12 protein-coding genes are annotated in these 16,078 nt (G+C 73.0%); 4 read left to right on the top strand and 8 right to left on the bottom strand.

The genetic code is table 11. From position 1 onward, the window contains the following. Positions 1 to 132: 132 nt before the first annotated feature. Entirely contained in the window at positions 133 to 1,176 is a 1,044-nt protein-coding gene (locus tag EV567_RS08130) for a rhamnogalacturonan acetylesterase (protein ID WP_130437968.1), read from the bottom strand. Positions 1,177 to 1,368: 192 nt separating this feature from the next. Here EV567_RS08130 and EV567_RS08135 point away from each other — a divergent pair, with 192 nt between their 5' ends. Beyond that, a complete protein-coding gene (locus tag EV567_RS08135) occupies positions 1,369 to 3,048 on the top strand; it encodes a rhamnogalacturonan lyase B N-terminal domain-containing protein (RefSeq protein WP_130437969.1) in 1,680 nt (559 codons plus the stop codon). Between the two features lie 15 nt (positions 3,049 to 3,063). On the opposite strand, the gene EV567_RS08140 is transcribed toward EV567_RS08135, so the two are convergent. Together EV567_RS08140 and EV567_RS08145 are read right to left on the bottom strand one after the other, a co-directional pair. Continuing rightward, positions 3,064 to 4,476, bottom strand: coding sequence for an RICIN domain-containing protein (locus EV567_RS08140; protein ID WP_130437970.1), 1,413 nt, complete (start codon positions 4,474 to 4,476; stop codon positions 3,064 to 3,066). A 1-nt stretch (position 4,477) separates the two neighbouring features. Continuing rightward, a complete protein-coding gene (locus EV567_RS08145) occupies positions 4,478 to 5,611 on the bottom strand; it encodes a family 43 glycosylhydrolase (RefSeq protein WP_130437971.1) in 1,134 nt (377 codons plus the stop codon). A gap of 261 nt (positions 5,612 to 5,872) precedes the next feature. Between EV567_RS08145 and mmuM the strand changes: the two genes are divergently transcribed. Next, on the top strand, positions 5,873 to 6,817 hold the full coding sequence (gene mmuM / locus EV567_RS08150) for a homocysteine S-methyltransferase (RefSeq protein WP_130437972.1): 945 nt from the start codon (positions 5,873 to 5,875) through the stop codon (positions 6,815 to 6,817). Positions 6,818 to 7,074: 257 nt separating this feature from the next. Here mmuM and EV567_RS08155 read toward each other — a convergent pair whose 3' ends face one another. Continuing rightward, positions 7,075 to 8,796 (bottom strand): carboxylesterase/lipase family protein, encoded by a 1,722-nt coding sequence (locus EV567_RS08155; RefSeq protein ID WP_242620718.1) that lies wholly within the window; start codon positions 8,794 to 8,796, stop codon positions 7,075 to 7,077. Between the two features lie 322 nt (positions 8,797 to 9,118). Here EV567_RS08155 and EV567_RS08160 point away from each other — a divergent pair, with 322 nt between their 5' ends. Beyond that, the gene (locus EV567_RS08160) at positions 9,119 to 10,141 is read left to right on the top strand and encodes a hydroxyacid dehydrogenase (RefSeq protein ID WP_207228706.1); all 1,023 of its coding nucleotides are present in this window, start codon (positions 9,119 to 9,121) and stop codon (positions 10,139 to 10,141) included. A 300-nt stretch (positions 10,142 to 10,441) separates the two neighbouring features. Here the strand turns inward: EV567_RS08160 and EV567_RS08165 are convergent, their stop codons facing one another. Beyond that, positions 10,442 to 10,897 (bottom strand): peptidoglycan-binding protein, encoded by a 456-nt coding sequence (locus tag EV567_RS08165; protein ID WP_130437973.1) that lies wholly within the window; start codon positions 10,895 to 10,897, stop codon positions 10,442 to 10,444. 484 nt (positions 10,898 to 11,381) lie between these two features. Here EV567_RS08165 and EV567_RS08170 point away from each other — a divergent pair, with 484 nt between their 5' ends. Continuing rightward, the gene (locus EV567_RS08170; protein ID WP_130437974.1) at positions 11,382 to 12,434 is read left to right on the top strand and encodes a LacI family DNA-binding transcriptional regulator; all 1,053 of its coding nucleotides are present in this window, start codon (positions 11,382 to 11,384) and stop codon (positions 12,432 to 12,434) included. Between the two features lie 107 nt (positions 12,435 to 12,541). Here the strand turns inward: EV567_RS08170 and EV567_RS08175 are convergent, their stop codons facing one another. Genes EV567_RS08175 through EV567_RS08185 form a run of 3 tightly spaced genes read right to left on the bottom strand, consistent with a single transcriptional unit; the run spans position 12,542 to position 16,011 of the window. Continuing rightward, complete coding sequence (locus EV567_RS08175; protein WP_130437975.1) at positions 12,542 to 15,067, bottom strand: ABC transporter permease; 2,526 nt, start codon at positions 15,065 to 15,067, stop codon at positions 12,542 to 12,544. Positions 15,068 to 15,070: 3 nt separating this feature from the next. Beyond that, positions 15,071 to 15,802 carry an ABC transporter ATP-binding protein gene (locus EV567_RS08180; RefSeq protein WP_130437976.1) on the bottom strand — a complete coding sequence of 244 codons (732 nt, stop codon included), beginning with the start codon at positions 15,800 to 15,802 and terminating at the stop codon, positions 15,071 to 15,073. Next, on the bottom strand, positions 15,799 to 16,011 hold the full coding sequence (locus EV567_RS08185; protein WP_130437977.1) for a hypothetical protein: 213 nt from the start codon (positions 16,009 to 16,011) through the stop codon (positions 15,799 to 15,801). The genes EV567_RS08180 and EV567_RS08185 overlap by 4 nt, the downstream gene beginning before the upstream one ends. Positions 16,012 to 16,078 lie beyond the last annotated feature (67 nt).

Consider the following 16,078-nt stretch of genomic DNA (forward strand, 5'->3'; position numbering starts at 1 on the left):
AGAACAAGCGGCGGGACAAGGGGAGAGGGGCGGGAAGAGGCGGGAGAGGCGGGCGCGGGAAACCGGGTCGGAGTGGAGGGCCGGGCTGGGACCTGGGGGCGCCCCGGTTCCGGTCGGGGCGCCCCCAGGAGCTCATCCCACCCGCACCATGCCCTTCGGCACCAGATGCCGGGCGAGGAGTTCGTCGCGGACCAGACCCGCGTAGACCGTGGCGCCGTGCACGGACGTGTGAGTGTTGTCCCGCTTCTCGTTGTAGAGGTACAGCGCCTTGGAGCCCTCCACGCCCAGCGACTCCACCAGCGTCTTGGTCTTCGCCGTGAGGTCGACGACCGGGACGCCCCGCGCGGCGGCGACCGCGCGGACGACGGCCGGGTGGTCGACGCCGAGGCCGTTGACGAGCAGGGCGGTGCCGTTGTTCAGGGTGCCGTCGGCGTTGAACCAGCGGCGCACGATCGGTGTGACGAGGACCGGCTTGCCGCCCTTGTCCCGGACACCCGCCACCAGCGTCTCCAGGTTCGCCCGGTACGTCGCCTCGTCGGTGGTCTTGTCGTTGTGGGCGAGCTGGATCAGCACCAGGTCACCGCGGCCGATCTGCGGCTGGACGGTGGCCCACAGCTGCGGGTTCCCCAGATAGGTGACCGTACTCTCGCCGGAATCGGCGTAGTTGGCGACGGAGACGCCCTTGTGGAAGTACTGCGGGAGCCGCTGGCCCCAGCCGGCGTAGGGGTCGCCGGGCTGGTCGCAGACCGTGGAGTCGCCGACCAGGAAGATCTGCTGGGTGTGCCGGGCCGGCGTGACCCTGATCCGGTCGAGGGCGGGAGCGGCGCCGCCGAGGGCGAGGTCCAGGCCGTCGGTTCCGGCGGCGCCGGTCGGCTCGCCCTCGGGGGTGCGGACGTTCACCGTGAAGCTGAGGGCGAGGCGCTCACCGGCGGGGACGGCGGTCTCGGGGAGCAGAGCGCGCCGTGTCTCGCCGAGGATCGCGGTGCTGGACGCCTCGTCGCCACCGAGGACGACTCTCACGTCGTAGGTGCCCGCCGGGACGTCGAAGTGGCACGCGGTGGGAGTGCAGCCCTCGGTGCGGGAGCCCGGCGGCTGTGCGGCCTCGGCGGCGGGTACGGCCGTCAGCGCGGCGGTCAGGGTCAGCGCGGCCAGCAGGGCTGGGGTGAAACGTCTCACTGCGGTTCCTCCGTCAGGGCTACCGGTCCTGGCGGCTGGACCGTACCGCCTCCCGCAAGCGCTTTCTAGACCTCGGGCTCAATTCACGGCATTGTCAACCTCCTCTCGGTGAAAGCCCTTTCGGAAAATCGATTCAACTGCGACGCTGCCCAGCACACCCGCTCCCCCACACCTCCCGAAGGAGGCACCCCCATGTCCGGATCCACGCCACGACGGCCGGTCCGACGCCGCACCTTCGTGCTCGGCGCCGTCGCGGCCGGCTCGGCCGCCCTCGCCGGCCCGCTCGCCGCCCCCGCGGCCGCCGCGGGTTTCGGCTGGAGCGACGACGGCTCGCACTACGTCGTCGACACGGGCGCCCAACTGGTGTTCAAAGTCAGCAAGTCCAACGGCGACCTGACCTCCCTGGTCCACCGGGGCGTCGAGTACCAGGGCTACGGCGGCATGAACTCGCATGTCGAGTCCGGCCTCGGCGCCTCCACGGTCACGATCAGGCAGTCCGGAGCGACGATCCTGATCTCCGTCGCGCACGGCACGCTGAGGCACTACTACGCGGCCCGCAGCGGCGAGAACAACGTCTATCTCTGGACCGACAAGGCTGACGCCTCCGTCTCGGCGACCCGGTACATCGTCCGGGTGCGGAAGGGCCTGTTCCGCAACGACGAACCGGACTCCTACACCTACACCGACAGGACCGTCGAGGCGTCGGACGTCTTCGCGAAGTCCGACGGCCAGACCCGCAGCAAGCACTACTCGAAACTCCGCGTCATCGACTACACCCATACCGGCTGGTCGACGGGCTCCGTCGGCCTGTGGGTGGTGCGCAGCAACCACGAGAAGGCCTCCGGCGGCCCCTTCTACCGCTCGCTCCTGCGCCATCAGAGCGCCGACGGCGGCGGCCTGTACGAGATCCTGTACTACGGCCAGAACCAGACCGAGGCCCAGCGTTTCGGCCTCCAGGGGCCCTACGTCATCGCCTTCACCGACGGCGGCGCCCCCTCCTCGTCCCTGTTCCCCGGCACGCTGACCACCCCGTGGGCCGACTCGCTCGGCATCCCCGGGTACGTCGGCGCCGGCGGCCGGGGCCGGGTGGCCGGCGTCGGCATCACCGGGCGGAACACGGCCTACCCGTACACGGTCGGCCTCGCGAACGCGGCCGCGCAGTACTGGGGCCCGGCGCGGGCCTCGGACGGCCACTTCTCGATCGGCGGGGTGCTGCCGGGGACGTACACCCTCACCGTCCACAAGGGCGAACTGGCCGTCCACAGCACGCAGGTGACCGTGTCCGCGGGGGCGACGACCACGCTCAACACCCTCGCGATCCCGTCCTCGAACGACCCGTCCAACGCGAGCGCGATCTGGCGGATCAACGACTGGACGGGCACGCCGAGCGGTTTCAAGAACGCCGACCTGATGACGTACGCGCACCCCTCGGACGTCCGGGCCGCCGCCTGGACCGGCAACGTCGTGATCGGCGACGGCGGCGAGGCGGCCGCGTTCCCCTGCTACCTCTGGAAGGACGTCAACAGCGGCCTGCTCGTGTACTTCAGGCTCACCGCGGCCCAGGCCGCCGCCGCGCACACGCTGCGCATCGGCGTGACGACGGCCTACGCCAACGGGCGCCCGCAGGTCGTCGTCAACGACACCTGGACGTCGGCGATCCCCTCCCCGCCCACCCAGCCGAACACGCGGTCGCTGACCAACGGGTCCTACCGGGGCAACAACCACACGTTCACGTACAGCGTCCCGGCGAGCGCCTGGCTCACGGACACCGGCCGGTACAACGTGTTGAGGATCAACGTGGTGAGCGGGTCGGGGACCACGGGCTTCCTCAGCGCGGGGACCTCGATCGACGCGATCGACCTCCTGGCCTGACCGGCTGATTGGCCGTCATGTTCCGCGTGTCCACTGCTGGTTGGTCCCTCCGTTGCACGTGTACGTGATGACGGCGGCGGAGTCGGCGGTGGACGCGCCGTTCACGTCGAGGCACTTGCCCGTCGCGCGGGACTTGACGGTGACGTATCCGCCGGCCGCGGTGAGGGACCACTGCTGGCCGGCGGCCGCGGCGTCGCAGTTCTCCTGGGTCACCGTGCCCGCGTTCTCCCGCACGCACAACGAGCTGTTCCGTGCCACGAGTTGGTGGTAGCCGCCGCCGACCGGTTTCGACCAGTACCTCTGGTTGGCGCCGCCGTTGCAGGTCCACTGCTTGATCTGCGCGCCCGGCCAGAGGGACTGGCTCGTGACGTCCGCGCACTTGCCGCTGTGCCGGGCGGCCAGCGTGCCGTACGCGGCGCTCGTGCCGGTGACAGTCCCGGCGGCCGTGTCGACGGTGACCTCCGGCGACCACGACATGGACAGCGTGGCCGAGGTCGGGAAGGCCAACGGCAGCCAGACGTAACGGGAGTCGTTGACGGTCCCGCCGAAGGAGTTGCCCCAGCGGTCCCCCAGGTACAGATAGGAGGTGCCCGAGGAGCCCTGCACCGGCAGCACGTAGGCGGTCTGCGACCCGTAGGCCGTCGGGTCACCGACGTTCGCCATGGCGGTCCACGGCCCGGCGATGCTGGTGGCGGTGGCGTACTGCTGCTGGTTGGGGTTCCAGCCGGTCGCGCCGGAGGTCAGCATGAAGTAGACGCCGCCGCGTCTGAACAGCGCCGGCGCCTCGCGGTGCCCGCCGTGCCAGGGGTCGGCCACCAGGCTCGCGACGCCGGTGTAGTCGGCGGTGAGCCGGTAGATGTGGAGGTCGTAGTTCTCGCGGGCGGCGGAGATCATGTATCCGGCCCCGTCGGTGTCGACGAAGACGGTGAGGTCGCGGGACATGTGCCCGCCGAGCGGGCGGAAGCTGCCCCGCCAGGCGTAGTTCCCGTCGACGGTGTCGGACACGGCGACGGCCGCGCGGGCCTCGCTGTAGTCGACGCCGTTCTCCTTGTGCATCCAGAGCACGAACTTGCCGGTGGCCGCGTTGTACATGACCTTGGGCCGCTCGATGTTGGCGGTGGCCAGCTCGGGGGCGCTCGCCCGGGTCAGGACGTGGTTGCGGAACTCCCAGGTCTTCAGGTCGGTGGAACGGTAGGCGTCCACGTACCGGAAGGTGTTGTCGGCGTTGCGGTTCTCGCCGAACCAGTAGTAGTAGCCGCCGACTTTGAGGATCCCGCCGCCGTGGGCGTGCACGGGGTTGCCCGAAGTGTCCGAGAACTGCGTGCCGTTGGCGATCGTACGAGGGGCGGCCTGGGCCGGTCCGGCGGTGGCGAGGGCGGCGGTGAGCGCCAGGCAGAGGGCGAGCAGGACCGCGTGGACGCGTCTCATCTCACGAGGCCCCCTTCGCGGAGTCGGCGACGGGGACGCCGAAGTCGGGGGTGCCGTCCGGCTTCCAGCCCAGGCGCTGGACGCGGGTGTGCCGGTTGGGGTCGTTCAGCGGGTCGCCGACGATCTCCTTGTACTGGCGGGCGTGGTAGACGAGGACGTCGGTGCGGCCGTCCTCGGCGACCGTGAAGCTGTTGTGCCCGGGCCCGTACTGCCGGGTGGTGTCGTTGCTGGTGAAGACCGGCGTCGGGGACTTCGACCAGTTCGCGGGGTTCATGAGATCTGCGTCCGCGTCGACGGTGAGCAGGCCCATGCAGTAGTTGAAGTCGGTCGCGCTCGCCGAGTACGACATGAACAGCCGCCCGTTGCGCTTGATCACCGACGGCCCTTCGTTGACCTTGTAGCCGATGCACTCCCAGTCGAACTCCGGGGTGCTCAAGCGGACCTGAGGTCCCTTCAGGGTCACCGGATCGGCCATCTCCGACAGCCAGATCGCGGTGTTGTTGCCCATGTCCGGCTCGTGCTGCGCCCAGGCGAGGTAGCGGGTGCCGCGGTGGGTGAAGGTGGTGGCGTCGAGCGAGAACGTCTCCCAGGCGGTCTTCAGCTGTCCGCGCTCCACCCAGACGCCCTTGAAGGGGTCGCGGTGGCTGTTCTCCAGCACCCAGATGCGGATCGCCCAGATGTCCTCGGCGGGCGCGGAGGCGAAGTAGATGTACCACTTGCCGTCGATGTGGTGGATCTCCGGCGCCCAGATGTGGGCTCCCATGGCGCCGCTCGCGTGCTTGCGCCAGACGACGGCTTCGGCGGCCGAGCCGAGGCCCCGCAGGGTGCGGGACCTGCGCAGGATGATGCGGTCGTACTCGGGCGCGGTGGCGGTGAAGTAGTAGGAGCCGTCGGTGTGGCGGTGGATGTGCGGGTCGGCGCGGTTGCGGACGAGCGGGTTGGCGTAGGGGACGGTCGCGCCCGGGCAGGCCGGCGAACCGGCCGCGCGGGCGGCGGTGGCGGACAGCCCCGTGAGGGCGCCCGCGGCCAGGGCGCCCTTCAACAGCAGTCGTCGGCTGGGGGGTTCGGTCGCGGAGGGATGCCGGGGCGCGGGGCCGGGCAGGGCGGGGTCGGGCAGGGCGTCTTCGCGGCTCATGCGGACTGCCTTTCTGCGGGTTCTGCCGGTGGGGGGAACAAAAAGACACAGAAACGTTCGGCATTTCGCACAAGATCTGCCATCCCGAACGCCGAAAAGGTAAGGGCGGGTCACGGCGCGGTCAACGGGTTGCGCGTGACGGACCTCCGCCGGGCGTGCTCCCAGGGGCCGTCGGCGGGGCGGGGCTTCCGCATGCCGGACCGCCCGTTCACGGAGTGGACGATTCCGGCCCTCTGCGGTGGCGTCGACTAGCGTCGGGGCATGACCAGCGACACCTCCTCCCCGTCCGCCCCGCCGCTCGCCGGGGCGCTCGCCGCCGGCGCCGTCGTCCTCGACGGCGGCATGTCCAACCAGCTGGAGTCCGCCGGGCACGATCTGAGCGACGAGCTGTGGTCGGCTCGGCTGCTCGCCGAGCGGCCGGAGGCGATCACCGACGCGCACCTCGCCTACTTCGAGGCGGGCGCGAACGTGGCGATCACCTCCAGCTACCAGGCCACCTTCGAGGGCTTCGCGAAGCGCGGCATCGACCGCGCGGAAGGAGCCCGGCTGCTCGCGCTGAGCGTGGAACTGGCCCGGGACGCGGCCCGCCGGGCCCGGGACAAGGGGGTCACGCATCCGCTGTGGGTGGCGGCGTCGGTCGGCCCCTACGGCGCGATGCTCGCGGACGGCTCGGAGTACCGCGGCCGCTACGGGCTCACGGTCGAGGAGCTGGAACGCTTCCACCGGCCCCGCGTCGAGGTGCTGGCGGGCGCCGCGCCCGACGTGCTGGCGCTGGAGACGGTGCCCGACGCCGAGGAGGCGGAGGCGCTGCTGCGGGCGGTGCGCGGACTGGGGGTGCCGGCCTGGCTGTCGTACAGCGTCGCCGGCGACCGCACGCGGGCCGGCCAGCCGCTGGAGGAGGCGTTCGCCCTGGCCGCCGACGCCGACGAGGTGATCGCGGTCGGCGTGAACTGCTGCGCCCCCGAGGACGTCGAGTCCGCCGTGGCGACCGCGGCGCGGGTCACGGGGAAGCCGGTCGTCGTCTACCCCAACAGCGGTGAGTCCTGGGACGCCGACGCCCGCGCCTGGAACGGCAGCTCCACCTTCGCCCCCGAACAGGTGCGGAACTGGCGGGAGTCGGGCGCCCGCCTGATCGGCGGCTGCTGCCGCGTCGGCCCGGAAGCGATCACGTCGATCGCCGGCGCCCTGCGGGAGGGCGCGCGCTGACACTGACGCAGACCGGGCGGCGGAGGCCGGCAGGTGCACTCGCGGGACGATGAGCACGCGCCGCCTCCGGACGTGCGGTGGGGGGGCACTCCTGCGGATGCAGGGCGTGTGCCGGTGAAGGCGGAGGCTGGCTGCCGATGACGGCGGATGCGTGCCCGTGACAGCGGGGTGTGCGCCCGCCACACCGGAGGGCGCCCGCGGGCGGCAGGGGAACGCGCGCCCACAGCGGCGTCCTGTGCCCTTCGGCGGCGGCGGTCTCAGTGGTGGCGTGAGCGTCCCGTGCGGCGTAGGCGGCGGACCGCCGAGCGGAGTTCGGCCGCGCGCGGGGGGCGGGCGGTCGGCGCGTCCGGCGAGGCGTCCCGGCGGGGCACTTCGGGGGCCGTGGCCTCGTCGAAGACCGGGATGCCGTCAGCACCGCCGAGCAGTCCCTCCTCCCCGGGCGCGGTGATGTCGCCGGGAAGGAATCCCTCGGTGGCGGTTCCAGTGCCGCTCCCCCACAGTGCGAGGTCGCCGTCGCGCGGACCGTGCGCGGTGTACGCGCCCGCCCCGCCCCCGTCGCCGAACACGCGCACCGGGTGCGTGGGCCCCCACGCCTCCCAGCCGGGGTCGCCGGCCGAAGCGAACCGCACCCACGCCCCGTGCATGGCGTCGGCCAGCTCACGCGGCGCGCCCTCGCCGGCGAGCTTGACGGCCTCGGGCACGTCCCCGGTCTCGAAGACGAAGCCCAGCTCCAGGGCGTGGCAGGCGCCGAGCCGCGGTCGCCCCGACGGCCAGGCGAACTCGTACACGTACGCGGAGCCGGGCCGGGCGTCGGCCAGGCGCTGGAGCGGCCGGCGCAGCAGGTGGTCGGTGATCATCTGGCCGACGATCTCGGCGGTGCCGGCCTCCGGGTGCAGCGCCCGGTAGCCGCGCGGCACCTCGGGACCGCAGTGGCAGCGGGCCATGGCGCCGGCCAGCCCGACAGCGCCCAGCCGGTCGATGCGGTCCAGCAGGCCGCCGGGGACCAGCCAGAGCCGGTACTCGTCGCTCGTCCAGCCCATGAGCAGGTCGGCGTCGCGGGCGGCGTCGCCGTCGACGAGGGCCTGGAGGGGATCGCGCGGGACGAGCTCGCCGTCGACGACGATGCCGAAGGCGGGTCCGCCGAGAACGGGGCTGCTCAGCCTGCCGGTCTCGGCCTGGGCGCCCAGCAGCACCTCGCGATCGACGGCGGCGAACGCCTCGGCCGTGGCCGGGACGCGCATCCGGTTCGCCATCCGGCGGACCATGCGCCGCACCTTGTCGCGCGGGAGGGCTTCCGGCGGCCCGCTCTGCAGAACGGCGCGCCGGAACAGCCCCTGGGCCTGCGGGGCGGCGATCAGGGCGCCGACGCTGATCGCCCCGGCCGACTGCCCGGCCAGCGTGACCCGCATCGGGTCGCCGCCGAAGGCCTCGATCGACTCGTGGACCCAGCGCAGGGCGGCGAGCTGGTCGCGCAGGCCCGGGTTGGCCGGCGCGTCGGGGAACAGGCCGTAACCCTCCACGCCCAGGCGGTAGTTGACCGAGACGAAGACGGTTCCGTCCCGGGCGAAGTGCCGTCCGTCGTAGACCGGCGCGGCCGAGGCGCCTCTGGTGAGCCCGCCGCCGTGCAGCCACACGAGCACCGGCAGCCGCCCGGCAGCGCCCGGCGCGGGGGTCCAGACGTTGAGGTTGAGGCATCCGTCGCCGGGCACGACCGGGTCGGACAGGTACCGGGCGAACGCCTCGGAGTACGGCGGTTTGGGCGCCGTCGGCCCGAAGTCGCCCGCGTCCCGCACGCCGTCCCAGGGCTCGGGCGGCACGGGCGGCCGGAACCGGCGGGGCCCGACGGGGGGTGCGGCGTAGGGGATGCCCCTGAACACGCAGACCCCTGATTCGCGGCGTCCGCGGACGGCCCCGTAGGGGGTGCGGACCACGGGACCGGGCCGGTCCTCGGCCACGGTGTTCTTCCGGCCTGCCATCATCTGCCCACCAGCCCTCCAGGCCCCCGCGGCCTTGCGCCGCGCGCGTGCACCGGCGGCAGCGCCCGGGTGACCGACGCGCGGCGGCCGGTGACCGCCGCGCGATGCCGGGTGACCGACGCCGCCGGTACCACCAGAGCACCACAGCCGCGCCCGGTGTTCCGGCGCACGGGCCTTCCACAGGACTGTTCGGCGTACGCGGGGGCGCTCAAACCCTGCGACCCGCCGTCGCGCACGCCCGCTCGGGCCGATTGACCTCACTCCGGGCCGCACCTACCGTAGAGCGCGCTTTCAGAAAGCGCTTCCCAGGCACCTCAGGAGAGTCATGCCCAGCGCCCAGCTGCCCAGGGCCGTGTTCGCCATGGATCCGGTGCACCTCCCCCTGCTGTTCCCGGCACAGCTCCTCGCCCGGCTGCGGCGGACCGCCGACATCGACCCGGGGTTCGTGGTGCGGGACCTGCGGGACCTCACCGACCCCGCCGCAACCTCGGCACTGGCGGACGCGGAGGTCCTGATCACCGGCTGGGGCTGCCCACGCCTGGACGCGGAGGCGCTCACAGCGGTGCCGGGCCTGCGGACCGTGCTGCACGCCGCCGGCTCCGTGCGGCCCCTGGTAGGGGACGCGCTGTGGAGTCAGGGCGTGACCGTCTCCAGCGCGGTCACCGCCAACGCCGTACCCGTGGCCGAGTACACGCTGGCGATGATCCTTCTGGCCGGGAAGGACGCCTTCGCGCACCGGGAGCGTTTCCGGATCACCCGGACCCACCCCGGGCCCGCCGAGACGGCCGCTACCGGCAACCTCGGCCGGCGCGTCGGCCTGATCGGGGCGTCCCGCGTGGGCCGCCGCCTGCTCGAACTCCTGCGGCCGTACGACTTCGAGGTCCTGCTGTACGACCCCTACGTCGACGCCGCCGAGGCCGCCGCACTGGGCGCGCGGCCGCTCCCGCTGGAGGACCTGCTGCGGCACAGCGACATCGTCAGTCTGCACGCGCCCGACATCCCGGAGACCCGTCACATGCTCGACCGGGAGCGGCTCGCCCTCATCCGTGACGGCGGCATGCTGATCAACACCTCGCGCGGGGGTCTGGTCGACCACACGGCGCTGACCGAGGAGTTGGTCTCCGGCCGGCTGCACGCGATCCTCGACGTCACCGAACCCGAGCCGCTGCCCGCCGACTCCCCCCTCTACCGGCTGCCCAACGTCTTCCTCACCCCGCACATCGCGGGCTCCCTCGGCAACGAGCTGGAGCGGCTCGGCCTCGTCGTCGTCGAGGAGATGGAGCGGGTCGCGGCGGGCCGGCCCCTGGCCCACCAGGTCCGGCACACCGACCTGGCCCGCGTGGCGTGACCCGGTCACGAGGCCGGTACGGTCACTGAGACACGGCTGCCCGAGCGGCGGAGGGCAGTCATGCCGGACGGGAATCCTCCGCCGGAGCCGCGGCGGGGACGCCTCCGCCGGAGCCGCGGGCGGGAACAGCTCCGCCAGAGCCGCGGCGGGAACACCCCGCCAGAGCCGGAACCGGAACACCCCCGCCAGGGCCGGGGGCCGGAACACCCCCGCCAGAGCTGCGGCAGGAACACCCCCGCCGGAGCCGGGGCCGGATCACCCCGGCCCGCGGCTCTCAGCGCCCGCCTCCCGGGGCCTGCCTCAGCACCAGCCGGCGCAGCCGCCGGCGAACTGCTTGAACGCGGCCTGGGTTCCCGAGCCGGCGATCCCGTCGATCGCGCCGGTGTAACCCCAGTTCCGCAGCAGGCGCTGGAGCGCGCTCACCGTGCCGCCGCCGACTTCGCCGTCGATGGCGCCGGTGTAGCCCCAGTGGGTCCTGAGGTTGCGCTGGAACGCCTTCCAGCTGTTGGTGCCCAACTCGCCGTCTATGCGCCCGGTGTAGCCCCAGTTCGCCTTGAGCCAGCACTGGACGTATCCCGCCTGGGTGGCGTTCAGGCCGAGGTTGACCGTCGCGAGCGGAACCGCGGTCCGGGAGGTCGCCGCGGGGTGCGCGGCCGGCGCGGTGGCCGCGAACCCGGCGCTCGCCCCGGTGAGGCTCCCGGCCGCGAGGCCCGCGGCGGCGGTGAGAGTGACGATGGTCCTGGTCAGAAGTCGCATGCGTTTCCCTCTTCGATTCGTAGGGTGGCGCTTGACGTTGGCTGACGCGCTCGTCGTGACCGGTGTCGTGGTGGGCTCCCGCGGTCGCCGTCGCCCTGCGGAACGCTTCGAGAACTGCGCCTCGACGGACGGCACTTCGTGACCGGCGCGCGATGCTCGACGCACAACGCCCTGTGTACGGCGGGCAGTCGCCTGCGCGCGACTCCGCGACCGTGGTGGCGCCGTGCCCCCGGGCGGGACCGCCCGCGCCGGACCGGTACGCGGCCGAAGCTACCGTCTCCCCCGCGCCGGGCGCGTCATCAGAATCGGCCATTGGAGAGAGGGCCGTCGGCCGTGGTGTGCGACGGAGAGGACCGGCGTCTTCCCGCCGAGCCGAGGCACACCTAGGATAGCAAGCGCTTTCTGCGAGCCGTGGGGTTGGCTCCGAAAGGACGGTGGTCGAACTTTCGCTGGCCCTCGGGCGGGGCCGGAGAGGTGGTTCACGATGGTTCGCACGGGCAGTGCGAGCGTGACGGCCGGGCCGACCCTGGCGGTCGTGGCCCGGGAGGCGGGGGTGTCCGTGCCGACGGCCTCCAAGGTGGTCAACGGCCGTGAGGACGTGGCCCCCGAGACCCGCCGCCGGGTCACGGAGGCGCTGGACCGGCTGGGCTACGTGCGCAGACCGCGTTTCGACGCGACGAAACCGCCCCGGCTGGTCGATCTCGTCGTGCACTCGCTGGAAAGCTCCTCCTCGGGCGCGGTGCTGCACGGGGTGGAGGAGGCGGCCCATGACGCGGGCCTGGACGTGGTCGTCTCGGCGGCACTGTCCCGCACGAGGGCGGGCCGCCCGCAGCGCGGCTGGCTGGACAAGCTCACCGCCCGGGGGTCGGCCGGAGTCCTGTTCAACCTGGCCGAGTTGACGCAGTCGCAGTACGCCTGGCTGGAGCAGCACCGGATCCCGTTCGTGATGATCGACCCGGTGGTGGAGCCGCCGTCGGACGTGGTGTCGGTGGGCGCGGCCAACTGGCAGGGCGGCGTGACGGCGACCGAACACCTCCTTGCCCTCGGGCACGAGCGGATCGCGGTGATCGCCGGGCCGCGCCGCAGGATGAGCAGCGACGCCCGGATCGCCGGATACCGCTCCGCGCTGGCGGCGGCGGGGGTCGGCCACCGCCCCGAGTACGTTCGTCACGGCGGCTTCGACGAGACGGTCGCCCGCCGCCACATGCGCGACCTCCTCGATCTGCCCGCGCCGCCGACGGCCGTCTTCACCTGTTCCGACCGGCAGGCCCTCGGCGTCTACGAGGTGCTGTCCGAAAGGCGGTTGAAGGTGCCGGACGACATCAGCGTGGTCGGTTTCGACGACCTGCCCGAGTCCCGCTGGACCACCCCGGCGCTGACGACCGTCCGTCAGCCCCTCGCGGAGATGGCGGCGACGGCGTTACGGCTCCTGGTGCGGATGATGGACGGGGACCGCCCGGAGGGAACGCGGACGGAGCTGTCGACACGGCTGGTGGAACGGTCGAGCACGGCCGCGCCCCGCGTGCGGACGGGGTGATCCGTATCGGACGCGGCACTCCGCACGGCGCTTGGAGGGGCGTTTGCACCGGCCCCCGTCAGGGTGCGCCGAGGCAGCGCACCGGGCACGGACGTCGGCCGAGCGGTTCAGTGCACCCGGATCGCTTCCGCGGGCGCCGTTCGCAAGGCCTGGCGCGTGGGAAGTTCGATGGTCAGGTAGGCCGTGGCGGTGACCGTGAGGGCGAGGGCGGGCAGTAGCCAGGTGGGGCCGGCGGGCCAGGGGCGCCCGAGGAAGCCCTGGCCCAGGAGGGCCAGGGGGATCGCGGAGAACAGCACGGCCGTGGTGAGCGCGGTGGCGGCGGTCACCGCGGCCTCGCGGCGCATCATCGCGCGGATCTGGCGGGGTGTGGTCCCGTTGAGGCGGAGGGCGCCCAGTTCGGCCCTGCGCTGGGCGGTGGCCGCGACCAGTTTGTTGGCGATGCTCAGCAGGAGGTAGCCGAGCAGGACGACGATGGCGGCGAGATTGATCCATGTCTCGGGCGGAACGTCCTTCAGGCCACCGGCGGAAGGGGGGTCGGCAGGCGTGAGGGCAAGGCCGGGGCGGGACGCGGCGAGCGTCGTCAGGCTCTGCCGGGCCTTCGCCGTGCCGTCGGTCCGGATCAGGAGGGACTCGTCGAGTGCCGTGGTGGTGTGTCCGGCGGCCAGGTCGTGGGACAGCACGACCGTGCCGAAACCGAGGCCCCGGCCGTACACGGCGACCACCTCGGCGTCGACCCGTGTGCCGTCACCGAGGAGCAGGCTCACCCGGCGGCCCACCGTCGCGGAGCGCGAGCGGGCGACATCGCTGCTGACGGCGACGGTCGCGCCGGTCAGGCGGTCCAGGCCGCCGTCCTGCACGTCGAGGTCGAGGACGCCTGCCGCCTCCGGGCTGAGGACGGCCGCGGAACCGGACTCGGCCTCCTTGTCACCGAACTGCGTGTACTCCCACACCACGGCCGTCGTGCCGACGGGGGCGGCGGCCCGCACCCCTGCCGTCTTCCGGACGGCGGCGGGCACGTCAGACGGAACACCGCCCAACCCCGGAGCGCTCAGACGAAGTTGGGCCAGGGTGCCGGTACGGATGTCGTGGCCGGTGGCGGCCAGCACGGTGGTCTGGGTGAAGGTGTACGTCAGCACGAACACGACCGCCATGGTCAGGGTGGAGACGATCCCGGCGTTGCGCAGGGCGTAGGCGCGGAAGTTGGCCATGGCGAGCCAGGTCGGCGCGGAGCCGCTGCAGCGCGTCGCCCGGGCCGCAGCGCCGCCGACGCCCCGCACCAGTGCCGGACCTGCGACGGCCAGGCCGATCGCCCCGACGATGCCGGCGATCGGGGTGGCCGTGGCGCCGATGACCGTGCGCAGGAAGAGCGGCGGGACGGACATGATCACGGCGACGAGGACGACGAGCACGCCGATACGCGTCCGGGTCCGCGACGGGTCGCGCGGTTCGCTGCGTGATGCGGCGACCGCCTCGGTGGCCGGCATCCGCGAGGTGCTCCAGGACGAGCAGCGGGCCGCCGCCTGGACAGCCACGAGCAGCAGGAGGAACGCCGCGAAGGCGGGCAACGGGCTGAACGTGAGCGGGAGTTCGGGCGGTATGACGCCACGGTCCGCGAGCAGGCCGCGGAACAGTCCGGCGAGCAGATAGCCGAGGCCCGCGCCGGGCGCCACGGCCACGGCCGCGACCGCGGTGGACTGCGCGGCGGCCAGCCGACGGATCTGTCTCGGGGTGGCGCCGACCGCCCGCATCAGCGCCAGGTCGCGGCGCTGCCCGGCGATCGACACGGTCAGCGCGCTCGCCGTCACGAAACCGGTGATCAGCACGATGATCCCGGACAGCGAACCGGCGAGCAGCACCAGCAGCGAGCGGGAGGCGCCGGCGCCGGGCGCGGCCGCCTCACCCCGCTCCGCGCCGGTGACCACGCGCAGCCCGGTGCCCTTCACCTTCGTACGGATCTCGGCGGCCACCCGCTCCTCGACGCCGGGCGCGGTGCGCAGGCCCACCAGATCGACGCGGTCCGAGCGACCGGAGAGTCTCAGGGCGGTCGCATCCGCGAAGTAGACGCCCGCGCCGGGGGCGTCGACCACCGCCGAGACGTGGTAGTCCGTGGCCGGGCGTGCGTTGACGACGACCTGGACCTCGTCGCCCGGCTCGATGCCCGCCGCGGCGGCGGTGGCGCGGTCCACGGCGATCTCGTCGGAGGCGTTCGGCTCGCTGCCGGTGACGCGGGGGTCCGCCAGCAGCTTCGTCGAGGACCAGCCGTGCCCCGCCACCCGGGGGTCATCGGACGGTACGACCTGCCCGTGGGCGTCGACGAGGGCGGCGGGGAAGCCGATGTCGCCGACTGCCGTGGTCACACCGGGCAACCGGCCGAGCTCGCCGGCCAGTCGGGCCGGGATCCGACGGCGTTCCGAAAGGGCGAGCGGCAGGTCACCGGCCGGGTGGAACTCCTGGTCGGCCGCGACCACGACGGACGCGCCGGCCAGCCGGCCGGCGGGCAGACGGGAGTGGAGACCGGACTCCGCCAGGACGCCGGTGGCGGTGATCAGAGCCGCACCGCCGAGGACCGCACAGGCCACGGCGATCAGCGCGGTGACGCGGTGTCCGGCCATCTGTATCGCGAGACGGAACATGGGTCAGCTCTCTCCCAACGCGACCAGGCGGCTCGCCAGTTCAGGAGCGGTCGGCGACTTGACGGCCTCGACCACGCGGCCGTCCGCCATCACCAGCACCTGGTGCGCGCGGGCGGCGGCGGCCGGATCATGGGTGACCATCACCACCGTCTGGTGCAGGTCGGCGACGAGGTCGCGCAGCAGGTCGAGGACCTCGTGCGCGCTGCGCAGGTCGAGCGCGCCGGTCGGTTCGTCGGCGAACACGACGGCGGGCTTCGCGGCCAACGCCCGCACCAGAGCGGCCCGTTGCTGCTGGCCGCCGGACAGCTCCGCCGGGCGGTGGCTCAGCCGGTCGGCCAGTCCCACCCGCTCCACCAGGGTCCGCAGCCAGTCACGGTCCGCCGTACGGCCCGCCAGCCTCAGCGGCAGCGTGATGTTGTCCTCGATGGACAGCGAGGGGATCAGGTTGTACGCCTGGAACACGAACCCGACGCGTTCCCGACGCAGTCGGGTACGACGGGACTCCTTCAGCCCGGCGATCTCGTGACCGTCGATGCGGACGCTGCCCGAGGTCGGGGAGTCGAGGCCGGCGGCACAGTGCATCAGCGTGCTCTTGCCGGAGCCGGAGGGGCCCATGACGGCGAGGAAGGTGCCGCGTTCCACGGTCAACGACACGTCGTCGAGGGCGCGTACACCGCCCGGGTACGCCTTGCTGACGCCCTCCAGGGCGATGGCGGGGGCGCCTGCGGCGTTCATCGCCGGCCTCGCAGGTTCCGTACGACGAGCGTGCCCGCGCAGAGGACGGTGATCGCACCGCACACCAGGTGCACCCAGGTGTCGGCGCCGCCGAAGGAGGCCGCCACGTTGGCGAGCGAGCCTGCCACCACCGCCGTCCAGAGCAGGGTGCGGACGATGTCCTCGGAGTCGGGCCGGTCGGCGGGATCAGGGGCCGTCGTGTGCTGCATGGGGGTTGCTCCCGGAGTTCTGTGGTGTGCTCCTGCGGTGGCCGCGTGCCGTTCCCGCTGTCGTCAC

Origin of the sequence: Streptomyces sp. BK239 (assembly GCF_004217285.1) — a bacterium.
Lineage (GTDB): Bacteria > Actinomycetota > Actinomycetes > Streptomycetales > Streptomycetaceae > Streptomyces.

Bases quoted from the DNA above. Each gene is read 5' to 3' on its own strand.
- EV567_RS08135 (WP_130437969.1), top strand. From the start codon at position 1,369: ATGTCCGGATCCACGCCACGACGGCCGGTCCGACGCCGCACCTTCGTG.
- EV567_RS08140 (WP_130437970.1), bottom strand. From the start codon at position 4,476: ATGAGACGCGTCCACGCGGTCCTGCTCGCCCTCTGCCTGGCGCTCACC.
- EV567_RS08145 (WP_130437971.1), bottom strand. From the start codon at position 5,611: ATGAGCCGCGAAGACGCCCTGCCCGACCCCGCCCTGCCCGGCCCCGCG.
- mmuM (WP_130437972.1), top strand. From the start codon at position 5,873: ATGACCAGCGACACCTCCTCCCCGTCCGCCCCGCCGCTCGCCGGGGCG.
- EV567_RS08155 (WP_242620718.1), bottom strand. From the start codon at position 8,796: ATGATGGCAGGCCGGAAGAACACCGTGGCCGAGGACCGGCCCGGTCCC.
- EV567_RS08160 (WP_207228706.1), top strand. From the start codon at position 9,119: ATGCCCAGCGCCCAGCTGCCCAGGGCCGTGTTCGCCATGGATCCGGTG.
- EV567_RS08165 (WP_130437973.1), bottom strand. From the start codon at position 10,897: ATGCGACTTCTGACCAGGACCATCGTCACTCTCACCGCCGCCGCGGGC.
- EV567_RS08170 (WP_130437974.1), top strand. From the start codon at position 11,382: ATGGTTCGCACGGGCAGTGCGAGCGTGACGGCCGGGCCGACCCTGGCG.
- EV567_RS08175 (WP_130437975.1), bottom strand. From the start codon at position 15,067: ATGTTCCGTCTCGCGATACAGATGGCCGGACACCGCGTCACCGCGCTG.
- EV567_RS08180 (WP_130437976.1), bottom strand. From the start codon at position 15,802: ATGAACGCCGCAGGCGCCCCCGCCATCGCCCTGGAGGGCGTCAGCAAG.
- EV567_RS08185 (WP_130437977.1), bottom strand. From the start codon at position 16,011: ATGCAGCACACGACGGCCCCTGATCCCGCCGACCGGCCCGACTCCGAG.